The sequence below is a fragment of the Salinicola socius genome (assembly GCF_001937195.1).
Classification (GTDB): domain Bacteria; phylum Pseudomonadota; class Gammaproteobacteria; order Pseudomonadales; family Halomonadaceae; genus Salinicola; species Salinicola socius.
Genome location: NZ_MSDO01000030.1, coordinates 1 through 16,680, shown reverse-complemented (window position 1 = coordinate 16,680; position 16,680 = coordinate 1). Strand labels below are relative to the sequence as shown.

The following is a 16,680-nucleotide window of genomic DNA, read 5'->3' as shown; positions in this document are numbered from 1 at the left end:
GAACTCATCGTCGTCGCCCGCAAACTCTGCATAGTAAAAGAGACCTTCTTCCTCGCAGAGCCGACTGACGAAGTTGAAGTCGCTCTCTCGGTACTGCACGCAGTAGCTGCGGGCGGGATAGTCGCGACGCAGGTCGAAGCGGTAGCGGCCCTTGGCCAGTTCATGGCCGTCGAACACGGCGGTGAGGACATCGGCGACGCTGCGGTCCTGGAAGATCCGGCTGTCGCGGCCGAGCTTCAGCATCGCCAGCCACGGCACCAGGGTGAGCTGGTAGTAGGTGACGCCGCCATCCTCGCCCAGCAATGCGGCCTCGCTGACCAGCCCGTGCAGCGGGCGGTAGCTGCCGTCGGCCTGCAGAATCGAGAGCCGGGCCGGCTGGGCCATCAGCGTCTTGAGCTCGATGTCGCCCTGCTGGGAGATGCAGTCGAGGGTGTAGGTGAACGGCTCGCTCACCCGCTCCTCGCCCACCAGCCGATGGGGCAGCAACGAAGCCCCGGCGATCTCCAGCGTCAGCAGCCGCTGGGACTGCGACAGCCCGATATCGAAGGTGTCGAGCAAACTATCCAGTATCGTCTCTGCCATCTTGGCCTCTCCGCCATCCCACCACCCGCTGCTTGTACCGCCACGGTGTCGATGGCTAAATTAACGCTCGTTGATGAGCCCGCTTGGCCGGACTCGACCTCTCACACTTGCCAGGAAGCCCGGATCGATGAAAGGCATCGTTGTACTCGGTGACGCCACCAGCCACGGCGGCAAAGTCATTACCGCGCAGAGCAATTACCTGATTGACGGCAAACCGGTTGCTTGTGTCGGCGACAAGGTCACCTGCCCCAAGGATGGCCACGGCAGCACCAATGCCATCGTCGAGGGTCACCCGACCATGAAGATCAACGGCAAGCCGGTGGCACTGCACGGTCACAAGACCGCCTGCGGCGCTTCGCTGATCTCGTCACACAACGGCGATAGCGGTCACGAATGATCGCCTTCCTGTGCGGCCGAGGCCGCGCAGGACTGTAAGCACCACGCCGTCGAGCGGGTTTCGCCTTCCACACTGAGAACCAGCGCGCTTTCCACTGGCGATAGCGGCGCGATCGCCAACGCCAGGGCCAGCGCCGTCACCGCCTCGCCCGGCCAGCCACAGAATTGATCGATGCCGATGCCGTCATCGATCATATCGATCTCGGGCCAACGCTCGATCAGCGCACTACCGATCTCCACCGCTCTGCCGGATAGGCCCATCGCATCGATGACGACCCGTGCCGGCCAAGTGCTTGCGCCCACCTCATCCGCAGCAGCATCCGATGTCTCGGCGTCATCAAAGCCAGCTGCCGAAGTCGTCGCGGCTAAGGGCCAGGCGTCCGATAACAGCTCGAGCAAGGACTGGCGTTTGGCATGATCGCGCTGCGTCGCCCGGACCGGATGATCGCGGGTCATGCCTTTCTCGATTTGCCAACCGGTGTCGAAGCCATGGTCTTCGGGCAGTAGTCGCTGTACCAGGAGCGCAACGACGGCCTCTCCCACATACAGGCCTGCGCTATTCGAGGAGCGCCCCAATAGGCGGCGATGCTGCATCGAGGCGACGCCTTCGTCGTTGAGCAGCGAATCCGCGCTGATCCATAGTACGTAAGGCATCCCACCGCTATCGCCGACGCCGAGCACGGTATGCGGGTCGCCCCCTTGCGAGGTGCGATGAATCTCGCCCAGCGCCGAAGCGTATTGTGTTTCGACGATGGCGGTCCGCAGGTGCTCGACAACGATGGCAGCCGCCTCCGGCGAGCGCATTGGCGCAGTCAGCACGACATCGAAGGCCGTCTCTTCCGGCAACGCTTCGAGCATCATCAGCGCTTCGATCACGATCGCCTGAACCAGCTCGTGGAGTCGTAATGCCTTGGCTTCGAAACGCCCCAGACGAGGTTCCTGGACCGGCATGACATCGGCGACCCGATGGACCAGTAGACGAAACCCGTCCGGACCATGGAGTGAGGGGGAAAGCGCCGGGGATTGCGCCTCCGGCATGGCGCCAGCACCGACAAAGCCGGATGCGGTCAGCGCCACGCCATCGAGGAGCCGGAGCCTGGCAGCGTCATAATCGCTCCGCGCCGAGCTCGGCTCCTGGGCTGGCTCGGTGGGCTGCTGGCGCTGATGAAGCAGATCAAAAATCGAGGCGCGAGACATGGTCAGTAGTCGTCATCCCTGGACTGCGTGCCCAGCGTATCGCGGATGTTATCGATGACACCGTTGTCCTTGATCACATCCTTGAGCCACTCTTCCAGCGGCATGCGTCCCCACTTAACGGCACGTTCGATCAGATACGGCACCGGGCTGTGAGGCTCGCGCTCCTTGAAGTAGCGTGCGACACCGTTGAGCATCTCGAAAGCTTCGTCGCGACTCCTGGGTTTGGTCCTCAGTTCACCGCCAGGCTCGACGGCGGGCGCCGTGAAACTGGGCTCGACGCGCCCCGGCGCTTCGGCTTCCGCCTCGGCGATCGCTGCCGCCTCCTCCTCCACCGCAACACCGGCACCACGCCCACGCAGCAGCTTCTCGGTGAGGTCGCGGCACTGGACCAGCACTTTTTCCAGCGATGAAAAGCTCGGCGCATCGCGCCCGAAGCGCTGCTCGCTGATGTCGTCCAACTGCGCCAGCGACACCAGCGACGCCGCGATCGCCGTGTGACGTTCCTGTAGAAACTCGGTGCTACTAAGCACCACCGAGCGCTGGAAAATCTCGTCGTTGATCTTGCCTTCACCCAGCGCCCGGTCCATCGCGTCCGGGTCATTGCGGGCCTGGTTCTCGACCTGACGAGATTCGTCGTAGTCGGCCAGGCTGTAGCCCTCGCCCGCCACCAGCGGCAGTGTGCGCACAACGTTGACCAGTGTATCGACCAACCACCCCAGCCGCGCGGCGCGCTCATCGAGATCTTCCTCGTCGACTTCGGGATAGAGCGATTCCCAGTACTCGTCGAGAAGGCGCGTTGTCAGGGCCAGGCCAAACCGAATGCCGTCGAAGCCTTCTCGGTGGACCAATCCCTCGCAAAGCCAGCCGGCCAGTTGCAGGTCCTTGCTCTGTTCTGCCAACGCCTCGCTGGTCAGATTAATGACCTGCCCCCAGTCGGACTGCTTGAGCTCGGTCTGCCACTCACCTTGTGGCAGGTAGGTCGGGTCGGCTCGACGTGCCTCCTTGATCTGATCGAATAGTATCGAAAACGTCAGATCCTCCCCACTGCCACCATGGCTACAGCCCTCGATGGGCGCGAGAAGCGCATCGATGGAAAGCTCGCCGAGTTGATCCATATCTTCGACCTCACACGCATTGAAGGCCGTGGCGGACTACGGCGTCGTCCGACCAGCGGCGGCATTGATTCACCCAGAGAGGCAGCAGCCAATCGGGACGCGCATCGGCTCATGCTTGAGCCCCATGGCTCCACCCGAAAGCCACCGCGACCTGCCTGGGTCAATCAACGACTGCTATCCGTCGAGCTCATTGCCTGCAAGACAGGACGAATAGTCCAGCCAATCAAGAATATGCCCACCGTTCGCCGCCACGATCGGTGAGCATGTCGATAGCCGCTCCGAAGAGCGGCAAAACGACTTAGGCGTAGACCTTGTTGCGAGTGCGATCCCAGCCGCCTGCGACGTTGCCGCCACCCTGGCCATCGGAACGCTTCTGCTGGGTATAGGTGATTTTGATTCGTGCGTAGTTGAACTTGACGGTCTCGTACGGCAGATCGTGGCGATCTTCGCTATCGTTCTGCTCGAAGCCGGTAGACGTGGAGGTACCTTCCATTTCAGTAGAGGAAACGATGACCTCTTCGAGTTTGACTTCCATGTAGCGCACCTTGTCACCACCGGCGCGGTTGACGTGGAGCACCACTTCCTTGATGTGCTGACCTTTACAGCAGGATTCGAACAACTTGGCAGAAGCCTTGTCGACGAATTTCTGGATGCGGAACTCGCTCAGGTTGACACGCTCGGCAGAGGCGCCACCGGAAGAGCTCGCCGTTGCGGAAGTCGCCTGGCTGGCACCAAAGTCGAAGCTCTTGAGTTCGATCCAATCCGGATGCTTGTCATCCAGACTTTCACCGGGGATGCCGTCGATTTTGAGGTATGCATCAAAAGCCATTTTCTCAGTTCTCCTAGTTTCCTACCTACGGGATGACGCCCTCATGGATGGAATCAACGTGAACCCAACCCCATGAGTGGCATCTCTTGCCAACCTGTCATCATCCATTCATCGGCGATGAAGATGTAGCGTTCAAACAAACAGTTGTTTTTTCAAAAGTAAAAAACAGCATCCCTCGAATAACAATCGCTCATTACAGCGAAATGGCGTCATCCAGAACGTCGGGGGTTAGGAAATCGCCTATGTCATATATATCCAATTTCCTACAAACCCTGGATTGTTTCAAAATGACATCATCGGGATGCAGTTTTTCACAGAAAGCCTCTTAATCCAGATTATATAGCGCCATTTTCAACTTTAAAGGCGATATACACATTTAACTACATTTTATATATTTTGTTACAAATAGCGCGCCACTCGGATCAAAAGTCTAATTATTCTTGCTTCCTGACCTCGATCTCCACCCGACGGTTGGGCGCCAGGCAATCGATCAAGGCCGCGCGCGGTTGACTGCGATCACACGTCACCAGCGGGCGTTCGCTACCGGCACCTTTGGCCTCGATCAATCCGGCTGGTACGCCCTTACCGATGAGGTACTGACGGATCGTCATGGCCCGCTGCAGCGACAGCTGCTGGTTGGCCCGTTCATTACCGATCGGGTCGGCATGGCCGGTAATCAGGATCTGGCCGAGGTCCTGGGTATTGAGCAGACGCTCGGCCAGCGCATCCAGTTCCTTCTGCCCCGCTGCCTGTAGCCCCGAATAATCGCCGCGCCCGAAGGCGAAGAGCGTGTCGGACTCCAGTACGATCGTTTCCGAACTGGTCAGGGTCTGCTCCAGAAGGCTGTCGATATAGTTGCGACTGCTGGATACCAGGAAGGCATTGGCGGAGATTCTCGGAACATCGGTTTCCTGCACCTGTGCACTGTAGAAATCGATCTGACGACCCGCATAGCGATAATCGGATTGGTTCTCGTCGATCGTGGTGCCAGTGCGACGCTGAATGTCGGGATACCAGAAAGCCGGGAGCTGAGCGCGCAGCACATCGGAATCGATGTCGCCGCGATCGAGATCGGACATCATCAGATAGGTATCCAGCGTGGAACGTCCGAATTTGGCCAGCGAATCCGCACTATTGTCGCGAGGGCGCGCATAAGGTGCGACAGTGTCCGGCCCTTCGACGGCATGCAGTTCGTCGCTGTTCCGCCGGTAGACGTCGATGGTGGTCAGCGTAAACAGCGATCGAGTCAGGTTCTGCTCGACCGGCTCCAACATCACGGGTTGCAGCTGATCGAAGTAGCGCTCGCGGATTGCCGGCTCGATCCTGTCTCCCTGATAGAGCCCCCATCCCATCGACCACGGCACTCCATCACCCTGCCGACGCTGATAGTAGTGACTTCCCCAATCTCGCAGCGCATCCAGACTCGACCAACGCGCATACCATTCGGGATGCTGGTCATCCGCCTCTACGGCATCGGCAAAGGTCCCTGACATGGCGGCAATCTCGCCATGATTGCGCACGGCGGAGGTGATCCAGAGCGTGCAGCAGATGGCGCCGAGAAGGCCTGCCGCCAGCGTCCAGCGCAGCTTGCGACGCCGGCCGCGCACGTCACTCGAATAAAGGCCGGCGAGATGCTGGTCGGCAATGATGACCTGACGAAACAGGTTGGCGATAAAGAACGGATGATTGGTGCGTTCGCCGGTCAACGATTCCGGCTTGGCCAGAGAGAAATGACGACCGATGCGGCCGGCGTGCTCCCCTTCGATGGCGTCGCCTTCCTGCAGCGCGCTGACGAAATAGAAGCCTCGGAGCAACGGCGCGCTCTGGTAGGGATTGGCGTTGGTCAATGCCTCGACGAAACGAGTCAAGGGTTCACGCAGGGCAGCCAGTTCCAGCGGGAAACGAAAGGCCGCGACCTCTCGACGCGTATCGATGACATCACGCTGCACGATCTCGTCGTCACCCATCTGCAGCCAATGCTGGCAGAGCTTCCCCAGTGCGGCATCGAACTGCTGGCTCCAGTTCACATCACCAGGTTGGCGATGCGCAAAGGTATGCCCCAACACCTCACTTTGGCGCTGCGGATCGAGGCGTTCGAAGAAAGTGGTAAAGCCTTCGATCAGGTCGCACTTGGTGAAGACCAGATAGATCGGCAGGCGCGCTTCCAGATGCTCGCGAGCTTCCTGAATCCGCTCCCGCAGACGCCGAGCCAGATTGTTGCGCTGGGTTTCACTGGCCTGGACCACATCACTGATATTGACCGCGACGATCAAGCCATTGAGCGGACAGTCCCGACGATGCTGCTTGAGCAACGACAGGAAGCCCTTCCACTTACCGGCCTCCTCCTCGCTGTTCATGTATCGACCCGCAGTATCCAGCAGGATCGCATCCGAGCTGAAAAACCAGTCGCAGTGTCGCGTACCGCCCATTCCGGCGACCCGAGCGTTTTCTCTCTCGGCAAAAGGAAAGTTCAGCCCGGACTGATAAACCATCGTGCTCTTGCCGGCCGCCGGCTGGCCGACGATCATGTACCAGGGCAGCGCATAGAGCGCGTCCTTGCCTCGCTTTCCCTTACCCTTGCCGCTTTTTTTGAGGCGCTCGATCGTCGTCAGCAGCCGCTCGCGAAGCAGGCTGATCTCCTCCCGGTCCTGGGGGCTGGCCTCGAGCACTGCCGCATCGGCGTCGTCCATCAGCAAATGCTCGAGGTTACGCTTTTGTCCCACGCCTCGGTAAAGCAACAGCACATAGAGCGCCGAGGCGAGAAGGAACACGACGATGCCGGTCAGCAAACTGGCGAGCGACGAAAAGCCGAGCGCCACCCCGATCCGCCATACCAGAAAGATGGCTGCGAAGAACAGCAACCCCAGAATATAGGGCTGATACTTGAAGAAAGCGTATTTCAGATAAGCGAATTTCAAACGTTTCATCAGTCCATCTGCTCACTGTTGCCCATTCACGACGCGTGACGGCTGCGCGGGAAGTAGGTCATGAAATCGGCCAGGCTCAGTCGGGTATCCGGCAGCGACAAGGTTCCGGGATGCGGTTCGTCATCAGCGAACGGTGCCAGCACATCGATACACAGCCGGCGGTCATCGGGATTCGACAGCACTTCAAAAAACGCCTCGGCGCTACGCCAAACCGGCATCAGCAACAGACGCGGACGCATGAAATCGTCGATCAGCAGACTCATGACCGGGGCACCGCCCTGACAGGCACTACCGACCCATTGCTGCCACAGGTCCGCCACCGGCCTTTTCAAGCCTCGCTCCGCCGGTAGGGGAAGCAGCACCGCAAGCGTGCTGCCAGCACGCCAGCTTTCCAGGGCGAAGTGCAAACGATGCAGACAGGCGCTGGCGATGAACTCCGGCCAGCCCCACTCCAGTGATCTGGCGATGTCGTCAAAGCTGTAATCCTGCAGAAAGCGTTCGTGGATGCGCTGATACAGCGTCAAATCCTGATCGGTCCAACGGCGCAGATCCTCGATCGCCACGGTCGGGTCGATCGGCGCCGATCCGTGGACGGAATCCGTCAGAATCTCCCGCGCTTGCCCGGCGAAGATTTCGCCCAACGTGTGCAGGTACGGCAACACCGACGGCCGCCCTTCCGTCTTCAACATCTGGAAGATGAAGAACGGATAGCGGCGGCCGGAAGCGTCACCCGAACTGATCATCGCGCCCATCACGTCGCTGCCGTTGCGAGCGTGATAATGGAAGAAGCAGACCGGGAGCGCGTCGAACCGATGCATCCAGTCCTCATGATCGAGAAATTGCACCAACGCACGCTGCAACCACTGATCGAGCTCCTGAATCACTGCGCCGGCGGCGTTAACTCCCACGAAATCGGCTTTCGCGGGGATCTTGCCAAAGCAGCCGATCATGCAGACTTCCCTCTCATCGCCTATCCCGTTGCATCGTTACCGACCCGCCTCCTGGATCGCGGGCCTATGATTTTCGCGCTATTTCAACGCCCTGTTGCTACCGTTATCGACTCATCGTCGGGATGGTCAGCGACTTGATTCGGCGCAGATCCGATATCTTCACCCCGCCGAAGTTGCGCACATCGAAGCTCACCGTACCCATATAGGTGCGCCAGCTGAATCGCTGCCGGGCACTGTCGATCGGCGTGATGGCGGCGCTTTCGATCATGCGCAGGAACCCCCAGCGATTGGGATAATCGAACACGGTATGTCGGCGTCCATCGCGATTGACAATGTCCATACGCGCGCCGAAAGACTCGCCATTGCCTGGCCATATCAGACGTTCCCACGACTGGGTATTGTTGCGGTAATGCAAGCGCTGCCCGTCGATGGTCAGGATGATGTCGGTCAGACCCGCAGTCGGATTCACCTGCAGCTCGAACCCATTGCGTAGATCGGAGAGGCTATCGATAACCTGTCCAAGCGCCGTGGCGTCATCGATGCTGGCGAGCATGCGCGGGTCGACCATCGGCGAGCGTTGCCCGCTCCCGGAGCCGGCAAGGTCGCCGATCTCATCCTGACGGAACTGAGACAGCGCCCCCTGATCCGGGTCGATGAAATACTCCAGATCGCGAACCGAAGCTTCGTTGACCGAATCACTGACCGGATAGCGCCCGGCGACCATCTGGTCCCACGGCGTGACGATCTTGTCGTCCCAGGCCGCGTTGAGCTGATGTCTGGCCGGCTCGTTGAGTGCCTTCCAGGTGTCCTCGACGGGAACTCGGAACAATGGCTCGAGCGCCTTGACCAGCGGTGCACGGGAGGTATCCACGCGGGACGCGACAAAGTTGCGCAATCCGTTGATCTCGGTCGGCTGCCCCGAAAGCGTCGCCATGATCAGCGATTTGCTGCTGCGGCCGACATCCTGGGCACTACGGACGTTGTCGACGCGTACCTTGAGCTGACGTAGGTCGAGCAGATACTGGTTGAGCACGGAATTGTCGCTGCCGGTAGCGTCATCGGCGGAGAGCATGCGTGCCACCGGGCGGAAGTGGCGAGTCAACGCGCCATCGTTGATCTTCGGCAATGTCGCCAGATCCACCGTCGCGCTGCCATCGCCGCTGTCGAAGACGCTCATCACGCGCCCCCAGAAGCTCTTGTCCTGCGCTTTGCCGCTGGCATCTCCATCCGAATCGTTGGCCTGCGGATCGTCCCAATCGGTATTGGCCTTGACCGCTTCCAGTACCTGACGCAGTGGCGAACCCTGCAGATCGCTCAGCTCCGCCAGTCGTACGCTGGCCTGATCGAGAGTGTCGAAACGGGAAACGTGAGTGTTACCGAGGAAGCGCTCCCAGGCGATCGCATAGTCGCGCTTGTAGCGCGCCATCAACTGGCTGACGAAGCGCGCCTTGGACTGCACGGCATCATCGACGTCCTCGTCATCCAGTACCCAGTCCGACTCGCGCTGCAGATCGCCGGATACCGTTTCGATGATTGCCGGCCGCAGATATTCGTCCCATACCTGGCGGGTGTAGAAAGCGGGTACGGCCCGGCTGGAATAGAACAGTCGACCAGGCATGTCAGGGGCCATTCTGGATAGCGTGAGCGGATCGTAGCGCTCCTCGACATCCAGCTGGTAGCGCAGGTATTCGCGATCGACCAGACTGCTATCGATCAGGAACGCGTTGAGCCGTTCGCGACTATCGGCGACCAGATTGTCGTCGCGCTCGAGCGCGGGCGCCGTCCCCTGCTGCAGGTAATGCACGTAGAGAGCGGCGTTATCCACGATGCTGTCACGCGATCGGGAGAGTCCTCGCCGGCGAACCGATTCCTGCCACAACCGCGGCAGCGCGGAGGCGACGAAATCGCCCTGATCCTGATGCGAAGCCGGATCGGTGAGAATGAGATAAAGCTTGAGGGAGGAGTAGCTTCCGATCAGCTGCTCGACATCCTCCTGGCTCAGCTGGGTCAACATCTCTTCGGAGAGCGAGGGCCCCTGCTCTCCGGAAAGCGTCAATGTCGACTCGTCACCATTGGCGTCACCGACGACGCTGCCCAGTTCACTGGTCCGGCTGCGCAGGCCTTCCTCGAGTTCGGTCTCGGCATTGCTACGCGCCGAAAACCAGGCATCGCGTGCACTGTCGGTGGTTCTCGAACGCATTTCACCGCGAGCACGGCTACTCAGCTCTGACGCGCTAGTCGGTACGCTGCCCAACGTCGGACGCGAAGTCGAGCGCTCCTGCAGACGATCCAGCGCGCCCTGACCGATAGCCTGGCCACGGCTTCCGACTCCCTGAGCGCTGTCGCCGACGGCGGCAGCAGTGCTGCCATCCGCTGAACGCGCCTGGGCATCGTCGCCCGCAGCGTCAGTGTCGATCTCCCCGCCCGCCGTCACAAAACTGCCCAGCGAACGCAGTTGACGCATCAATCGGTTCGCCAGTGGCGCCAGGACGTCTTCGCGCATGAGCGTAGCCCAGGCGTGTTTGAGCGGATCGCGCAGCACCTCGCCTTGATAAAGCCCCAGATCCAGCTTGAGCGGAACGCCGTTCTCGTGATGCCGCTCGATGGCCGCCAACTGCTGTTCCAGATCATCGAGTAGCGCCCGACGTTCGTGAGGCTTGAGCCTACCGGTGCTGTTCCCGGCCATGACATCGTCGAGGTTCTGCTGAATATGATCGACCCACAGCTTGTTGTTGTAGGCAGACCAGCCCTGGGCCGCAATTGCCGCGACACCGAGTACGCCAACGGCACCGATCATGAACGTGGGCAGCGCACGCCGGCCGCCACGCTGGGAATAGTAGAGACTCAGGTTGCGGTCGGGGAAAACCACGTTGCGAAAGGTATCGGTGATGAAATAGCTCTTCTCACCGGCTCGGTTCGCCGGCGCCGAGACCGGGCCAGGCTCGAGAGCGAACTCGGATCGCGTCTGTTCGTCCAGCAGCGGCGGCAGCGTCGGGCCGGTCTGCAACGCGCTGGTGAAATACATGCCGCGTAATACCGGCGCCTGATCGCCGTGCTGCTGAATGTCGAACTGTTCGAGAAAATCGCTGAGCACACCGGAGAGTTCGGCAAAATAGTCCGGGAAGCGCAGCAGTTCGCTGTCTGCATCGCTGCCTTCCTCGATCATGCGTCGATCGACACGTTGACGAAGGGCCGTCACCAGCGTCGGAAAACGCTGCTGGAACGCACCGGCCACACCGTCACGACGCAACTCATCAATCGAGAACGTCAGGCCCCAGGGCTGCTGACGCTCGGAGGCATCCAGCGTCTCGAAGGTGCGCGTGAACCCGGGCAGCAGGTCGGCCTTGCTGAAGAACAGATAGACCGGCGGGTTGATACCCAGGCATTGGCGATACTCGGCCACACGGGCCACCAGCTGCTCGGCCAACGCATGCGCCTCCTGGCGCGATTGCTCGAGCAGTTCAGGCAGGCTGACAACCAGCACCAGGCCGTTGATGGCAGGCTTGCGGCGCTGCTTGCGCAGGGTCTTGAGAAAATCGGCAAACTCACTCGCGGGACGATCTTCAACCAGATAACGTCCGGCGGTATCGACCATTACTGCTTCACGACTGAAGTACCAATCACAGTGCTGGGTGCCGCTGACCGCTGACAGGTTGCTGCCACCTGCCATGGTCGCGGAAAGCGAGGAGCGCGTCAGCAGTGACGTCTTGCCAGAGGCCGCCATGCCGATGACCAGGTACCACGGCAATTCGTAGAGAGAGGCCTTGCCACCGTCGACGGAACGCGCGGCGCGCTGCATCGTCATGGCGTGCTTGAGTCGCTCGCTCAGTACCTGGTAGTCACCGGACTCGCTTTCGGCCGCCTCGCGATGGACTTCCAGCTCCACCAGGTTCTCGATATTTCTTTCTGCACGAATACGGTGGTACTGGCGCATCACCAGCACCAGTAGCCAGACCGCCGTGACCAGCGCCATGGCGATGAAGATCAGCTCGCGATCCTGGGTCACCAGGGGCAGCAACACGACGCACAACGCCAACCCCATCAACCACAACACGATGGAGAGCGGCCAGAAGCCTTTCAGCGAGCGCAGGAATCGAAGAAAACGCATCGTCGGGCTCGCTCGTCAGCGGGTGGATTGGAAAAGCTGCTGGATCTGTTCGATCAGCGAATCGGTTTCGCTACCCAACCACCAACGCAGCCCGCCGTAGACGATCAGACAGATCACCACGATGCCGAGCAGATAGACCCACAGCGGAATTTCGTAGCGCAGCAGTTGCCCGACCTGATCCGGCAGCTTCCAGCTCTCGCTGCGCTCGGCGCCCTGCTGGCGATAACGCGCGATATCCTGCCCCAGGGTGTTGGCGATATAGCGCAGTTGATCGCGATTCTCGAGGCTGTACTTGCCTTCGAAGCCGAGCGCCAGACACAGGTGATAGACCTCCAGCACATCCAGATTGGCACGCACGTCCGAACGCAGACTGTCGAGACGGTCGTAGAACCCCTCCCCGGCGAGGTGCACACCGAAATAGCGGTACTGAAAGGGATGCAGCTCGACATGCTCGCGGATATTGCCAATGCCACCCTTCAGCACGCTCTCGTCGAGAAACGCGCAGAGGGCGTACTGCGCATCTTTCACGGCTTCGGCGCTGTAGTTTTCCGCCCTGGCTTTCTCCTCGAACTCGCGCAGCCACTGATCGACCCGCTCGAGAAAGCGCTCGACACTTTCAGCCTGCTGGCCGCGACGCACCATCAGCACCATGGAGATGAAATCGCGCGACAGCGTCTTGAGCGTGCGCGGCTCGGCGATATCGGAGGGGTGAGCTAGGGCTTGGGTCATTTCATTACCGCCATCAATTCAATGCTGAGATTCTTGAATCCGCTGGGGACGTAAAAAGCGATTGCCTGCGCGTCCATCATGCGTTCGTAAACGGCGCCGTGAGGCTCGAGCGCGAAGTAGTGATTGTCCAGACGAACCGGAATTGCGCTGGGCATTCGCGAGGCGTGGCTCAGGGTGCCGCCGGGCATGGCGGTGTTGACCACCACTTCGATGTCTTCCGGCGAGCCGACCTTGAACGCCCGCGGGACCAGTTCGAGGATCTGCGCACCCGGCATATCGGCGTGAACGCTGATGTAGAAGTCGGCGTCCTTGAGGCGGGCGTCGTTGAGCCGCCCCACATAATAGGAAGGCCGGGTCTGCTCGAGCGGGATCGGGATGTACTGATTGGGCACGACGATCTCGAGCAGTTCGCGCACCACCTCTTCCAATCTCAACAGCCCCGGCGCCGGATCCCGATGATCGTAGTCTGGGATGTCCCCCAGCTTGTGGGACATCGAGAACGTCATCAGGCTGGCAGCGAGCTCGGCGAGAAAGCGGTAGAGCGTTTCGGGATGCAGCCGCGGATTGGCCAACAGGTGCGCCAGCTGCGGGTAGGCACGATTGATGGTGTAAAGCAGCCAGAACAGCGTCACGTCACTGGACCCGAACTCCGCCACCTGGTCGGCGCGCTCGCGACGGCGGCCGGATAGCGCTTCGCTGCGGGCCTGCAGCATGCCGATCAGTCGATTGGCAATACCAAAAGGCAATGAGACGGCGTCGATGTGCAGCACTGGCGGCATGAAATGCTCGCTGTCGAGACTAAAGCCGCCGGCGGCATTGCGCTTGAGCAAGGCAATCGGGCAGTGCGTGAAACCGTCGAGGCTGTCGCCTTCCATCAGCAGGGTGGCATTGAGCTCGAGCGTTCCCAGCTCGTTTTCCAGCGTCCCTTCGTTGAGGTCGGGCCGCGTCTCGAAGCGCTGCACGTAGCGACGGCCACCGTGACGAGGCGCGTCCTGATCGAGATAACTGGGCGACCAGGGCTCCAGCGTACGCAGGGCTGCGTAGATCTTGACCTCTCCATTGCGTGCCAGCTCATCCAGACTGCGACCCGGCGGCAAAGGATCATGTTGCGGCGCATCGATCAGGGCGCCGTCCGGAAACACCAGCTTCAGCCGGGTCAGGCGCAGCGTGCCCTGCTCCAGCGCCCCCTCGTCGAAGGCGATCTCCTGCACACCCCATTGGAACGGATGCTGAGCCTGACGCGTTTCGGCCAGCTGGCGCTGATGAAATTCGTCCTGGTACTGAAAATGCTGAGGCAGGAGGAACATGCCCTCCGACCACATGATGCGGTTTTGTTTACTCACGTCCCTGTCCCGTACCTTTGAATACTGATGCCGCGATGATCGATGGGCTACCGGCCGCCATCTCGTGATGATCTTTGGCCCAATCCATCGCAGGGAGAGTCAATTGCCGAGCAGATCGTGGCCGCGCACCACTTCGACGCGATCTCCGACGAGATGGAGCTTGACCCCTTCCGAAGCGCTCAACAGCCCATCGTTCCTCAGCTCTTCGGCATCGAAGACCACCTGCCAGTGATCGCCGACCGTGTTGCGGAAGAAAGCTGCGACGCCGACATACTGCGCATTGGGATTCAGCGCTGCCGTATCGACCTTCTCCTCGCCCGGCAGCAGCGTCACCTCACGCTGAGACAATAGACTCTTGCCGAGGACGGCTTCCTCATCGCTCCACAACTGACGTGGCGAGGCAGTGGCAAACGCTGGCTGCTCGGTCAGCTGGTAGATTCTGACGACGACCGACAAGGGTTTGCCGTCGACATCCGGATTGACCGATTCATCACTATCGATGGTGACGCGCACCCGCTCCTGATTGCCGAGCAGATCGCCCGCCCAGGTATCCCCCAGGCGATTCCCCATACGATCTGCGACACCGCAACCGGCCAGCAGCGAGATCAACAAACCCATTCCCAAAACGCGTACGGACGCCTTCATTGCCGTCTCACCCACTCTTTTATTTAGTCGTAAGGAGGCCGCGGAGATTGAATCACCGAAAGAAGAGCCGGGATTAAATTATCTCCCGCGACGCACACCCTACCAGATTTAGTGACTATAATAAGCGCCGGATTTAACATTAGCTTACTCAGAAACATTTATTTACAAAAAGATTGAGAATGACACATGAAAGCACATTTCGTTAAATGGATTCCACTGGCAGCTTGCCTATTATTGAGCGCCTGCGCCTCCGGACCCAATACGCAGGTCAACTACGTCAAGGCGACCGAGCGCTTCGAGGGGACACTTCCCTGCAGTGGCTGCAACGGCATCGAGACTGACCTGGTACTGCAGCGCGATGCCGTCACCGGCGCCCCTGCCGGGTTTTATCTGCATGAGATCAAAATCGATGCGCCGGGCGGTGAGCGCGTCAGCACAAGCTGGGGAAATTGGTATGAAAATCAGTCTATTAACGACTTTAAACGTCAGCTCTACGTACTCAAACCCGAAGTTGGCACAACTCGAGCCTACCTCAGGCTGGACAGCGGAGATCTCCAACCGGTGACCGAGCAGGGAACGCCAGCCGTTGATGAGAAGGGTGAGAGCGTCACACTGCAATCGTTGACGCCAGACCTGTCGCTTCCGAAAAATGAGAGCCGGGGCAATTGAGCCGAGAGTCGTGCTAGAGTAGAGAAAACGTATCTTTACACAAAATGTAAGAGATCTCTTACAAGCTCAATGGCAGATCACCTTAGAGTACCGTCACAAGTCTCCGATACAATCGTTTTCAGTTTGTGCTATGGCTGAAGACAGGTGGTCGTTAATGTATTTGAGTCTTGCGGCTAGCCCGGCACAATAGAGATACGAACAATGAGATACGAACAATGAGTCGCGAGTTGATGCTAATCGGGGTCGCCCGACTTTTATCGAAGTAAACTTCGGCGACGCGAAGCCGCACCGGGAATCGATCATGACGCAGTCCTTCGATGTTGATAGCTTCATCCGCTCGCGCAAGCAGACGCGAGTGGTATCGGATTTGCTCAAGGCACAGGCGGCAGACTACCTGGCGACCTTGGCGCCACTGGTGCGACCCCAGCCCCTGTTCGGCGAATACCTGCAGGGCGCCCCACGCGGTAGTGGCCGCGAAACCCAGCACCACTTCAAGGAGTTCCGCACGCTGTTCGACAAGCACGCGGCGCTGCGCCCCTTCAATCTGATGAACGAGCTGGAAGTGCCGCTCAACATCATCAACTCGACGCCCGAGCTGTTCCCGCTGGAATACGACCACGCCCTCCCCGGCGGCAACTCCGTACGCGTGACCAGTCCGGCGCGCTGGGTCGTGGGCTATTCGTCATTCGAACTGAGCCGCTTCCGCCAGGTGATTCGCGATCCCAACCGTAGCGGCTCGGAACTTCATCGCTTCGTCGTGCACTACCTGATGCTTTTTCACTGCTTCAGCCGAGCTGGCGGCCTGGGGCGCTTGTTCAGGGGGCTGCGCTTCCCGGTCGGTTTCCAGCAGCTCGACGATTTCGGTGAACTCCCCTTCTGCGTGATCAGCTCTCCCGTGGCATCGACCTTGCCATCCGACGAGGTCATTCGGCACAGCACCGAGATTTCCGGCAGCCGCAGTTTCGAGGAGCTGATCTCCGAAGACGCGATCGCAGCCATGCAGGACGATCTGCGCGAGCAGCTGATCAGGGCGGTCAACGCGGCGCCATCTGCCTGAACACGCATGAGAACTTAGAAACCACAACGCACTCGCCATCTCGAGAGAGGACATTGTCATGGCCAAGAACGAAAGTACTCAACACAAGCTGTCGCGTGTCCGCGCGCCCCGTGTGCATCTGACCTACGACGTC

General features: G+C 60.1%; 13 protein-coding genes. 3 read left to right on the top strand and 10 right to left on the bottom strand.

From position 1 onward, the window contains the following. Positions 1 to 582: type VI secretion system Vgr family protein (locus BTW07_RS17740; protein WP_144076959.1), on the bottom strand; the 582-nt coding region annotated here is incomplete at its 3' end. 127 nt (positions 583 to 709) lie between these two features. Between BTW07_RS17740 and BTW07_RS17735 the strand changes: the two genes are divergently transcribed. Continuing rightward, positions 710 to 979: a PAAR domain-containing protein gene (locus BTW07_RS17735; RefSeq protein ID WP_075562149.1), complete on the top strand. Its 270-nt coding sequence runs from the start codon at positions 710 to 712 to the stop codon at positions 977 to 979. Here BTW07_RS17735 and BTW07_RS17730 read toward each other — a convergent pair. The 9 genes from BTW07_RS17730 to tssJ all read right to left on the bottom strand — a co-directional run bounded on the left by BTW07_RS17730 (position 970) and on the right by tssJ (position 14,821). Then, the gene (locus tag BTW07_RS17730) at positions 970 to 2,175 is read right to left on the bottom strand and encodes a hypothetical protein (protein WP_075571502.1); all 1,206 of its coding nucleotides are present in this window, start codon (positions 2,173 to 2,175) and stop codon (positions 970 to 972) included. The two genes, BTW07_RS17735 and BTW07_RS17730, sit on opposite strands and share 10 nt — an antisense overlap. 2 nt (positions 2,176 to 2,177) lie before the next feature. Then, positions 2,178 to 3,290 carry a type VI secretion system protein TssA gene (tssA, locus tag BTW07_RS17725; protein WP_075571501.1) on the bottom strand — a complete coding sequence of 371 codons (1,113 nt, stop codon included), beginning with the start codon at positions 3,288 to 3,290 and terminating at the stop codon, positions 2,178 to 2,180. A 298-nt stretch (positions 3,291 to 3,588) separates the two neighbouring features. Next, positions 3,589 to 4,119 (bottom strand): Hcp family type VI secretion system effector, encoded by a 531-nt coding sequence (locus tag BTW07_RS17720; protein WP_075571500.1) that lies wholly within the window; start codon positions 4,117 to 4,119, stop codon positions 3,589 to 3,591. A 434-nt stretch (positions 4,120 to 4,553) separates the two neighbouring features. Beyond that, complete coding sequence (tssM, locus tag BTW07_RS17715) at positions 4,554 to 7,046, bottom strand: type VI secretion system membrane subunit TssM (protein WP_075571499.1); 2,493 nt, start codon at positions 7,044 to 7,046, stop codon at positions 4,554 to 4,556. A gap of 26 nt (positions 7,047 to 7,072) precedes the next feature. Next, a complete protein-coding gene (gene tagF, locus BTW07_RS17710; protein WP_075571498.1) occupies positions 7,073 to 7,996 on the bottom strand; it encodes a type VI secretion system-associated protein TagF in 924 nt (307 codons plus the stop codon). Positions 7,997 to 8,099: 103 nt separating this feature from the next. Next, a complete protein-coding gene (locus BTW07_RS17705; protein WP_075571497.1) occupies positions 8,100 to 12,104 on the bottom strand; it encodes a type VI secretion protein IcmF/TssM N-terminal domain-containing protein in 4,005 nt (1,334 codons plus the stop codon). Positions 12,105 to 12,119: 15 nt separating this feature from the next. Then, positions 12,120 to 12,833 carry a type IVB secretion system protein IcmH/DotU gene (gene icmH / locus BTW07_RS17700; protein ID WP_075571496.1) on the bottom strand — a complete coding sequence of 238 codons (714 nt, stop codon included), beginning with the start codon at positions 12,831 to 12,833 and terminating at the stop codon, positions 12,120 to 12,122. After that, on the bottom strand, positions 12,830 to 14,176 hold the full coding sequence (gene tssK, locus BTW07_RS17695) for a type VI secretion system baseplate subunit TssK (RefSeq protein ID WP_075571495.1): 1,347 nt from the start codon (positions 14,174 to 14,176) through the stop codon (positions 12,830 to 12,832). Before tssK ends, icmH begins: the two co-directional genes overlap by 4 nt. Positions 14,177 to 14,275: 99 nt before the next feature. Continuing rightward, a complete protein-coding gene (gene tssJ, locus BTW07_RS17690; RefSeq protein ID WP_075571494.1) occupies positions 14,276 to 14,821 on the bottom strand; it encodes a type VI secretion system lipoprotein TssJ in 546 nt (181 codons plus the stop codon). Positions 14,822 to 15,007: 186 nt separating this feature from the next. On the opposite strand from tssJ, the gene BTW07_RS17685 reads away from it, so the two are divergent. After that, positions 15,008 to 15,490, top strand: coding sequence for a copper resistance protein NlpE N-terminal domain-containing protein (locus tag BTW07_RS17685; protein ID WP_075571493.1), 483 nt, complete (start codon positions 15,008 to 15,010; stop codon positions 15,488 to 15,490). Positions 15,491 to 15,791: 301 nt separating this feature from the next. Further along, positions 15,792 to 16,547 carry a hypothetical protein gene (locus BTW07_RS17680; RefSeq protein ID WP_075571492.1) on the top strand — a complete coding sequence of 252 codons (756 nt, stop codon included), beginning with the start codon at positions 15,792 to 15,794 and terminating at the stop codon, positions 16,545 to 16,547. Positions 16,548 to 16,680 lie beyond the last annotated feature (133 nt).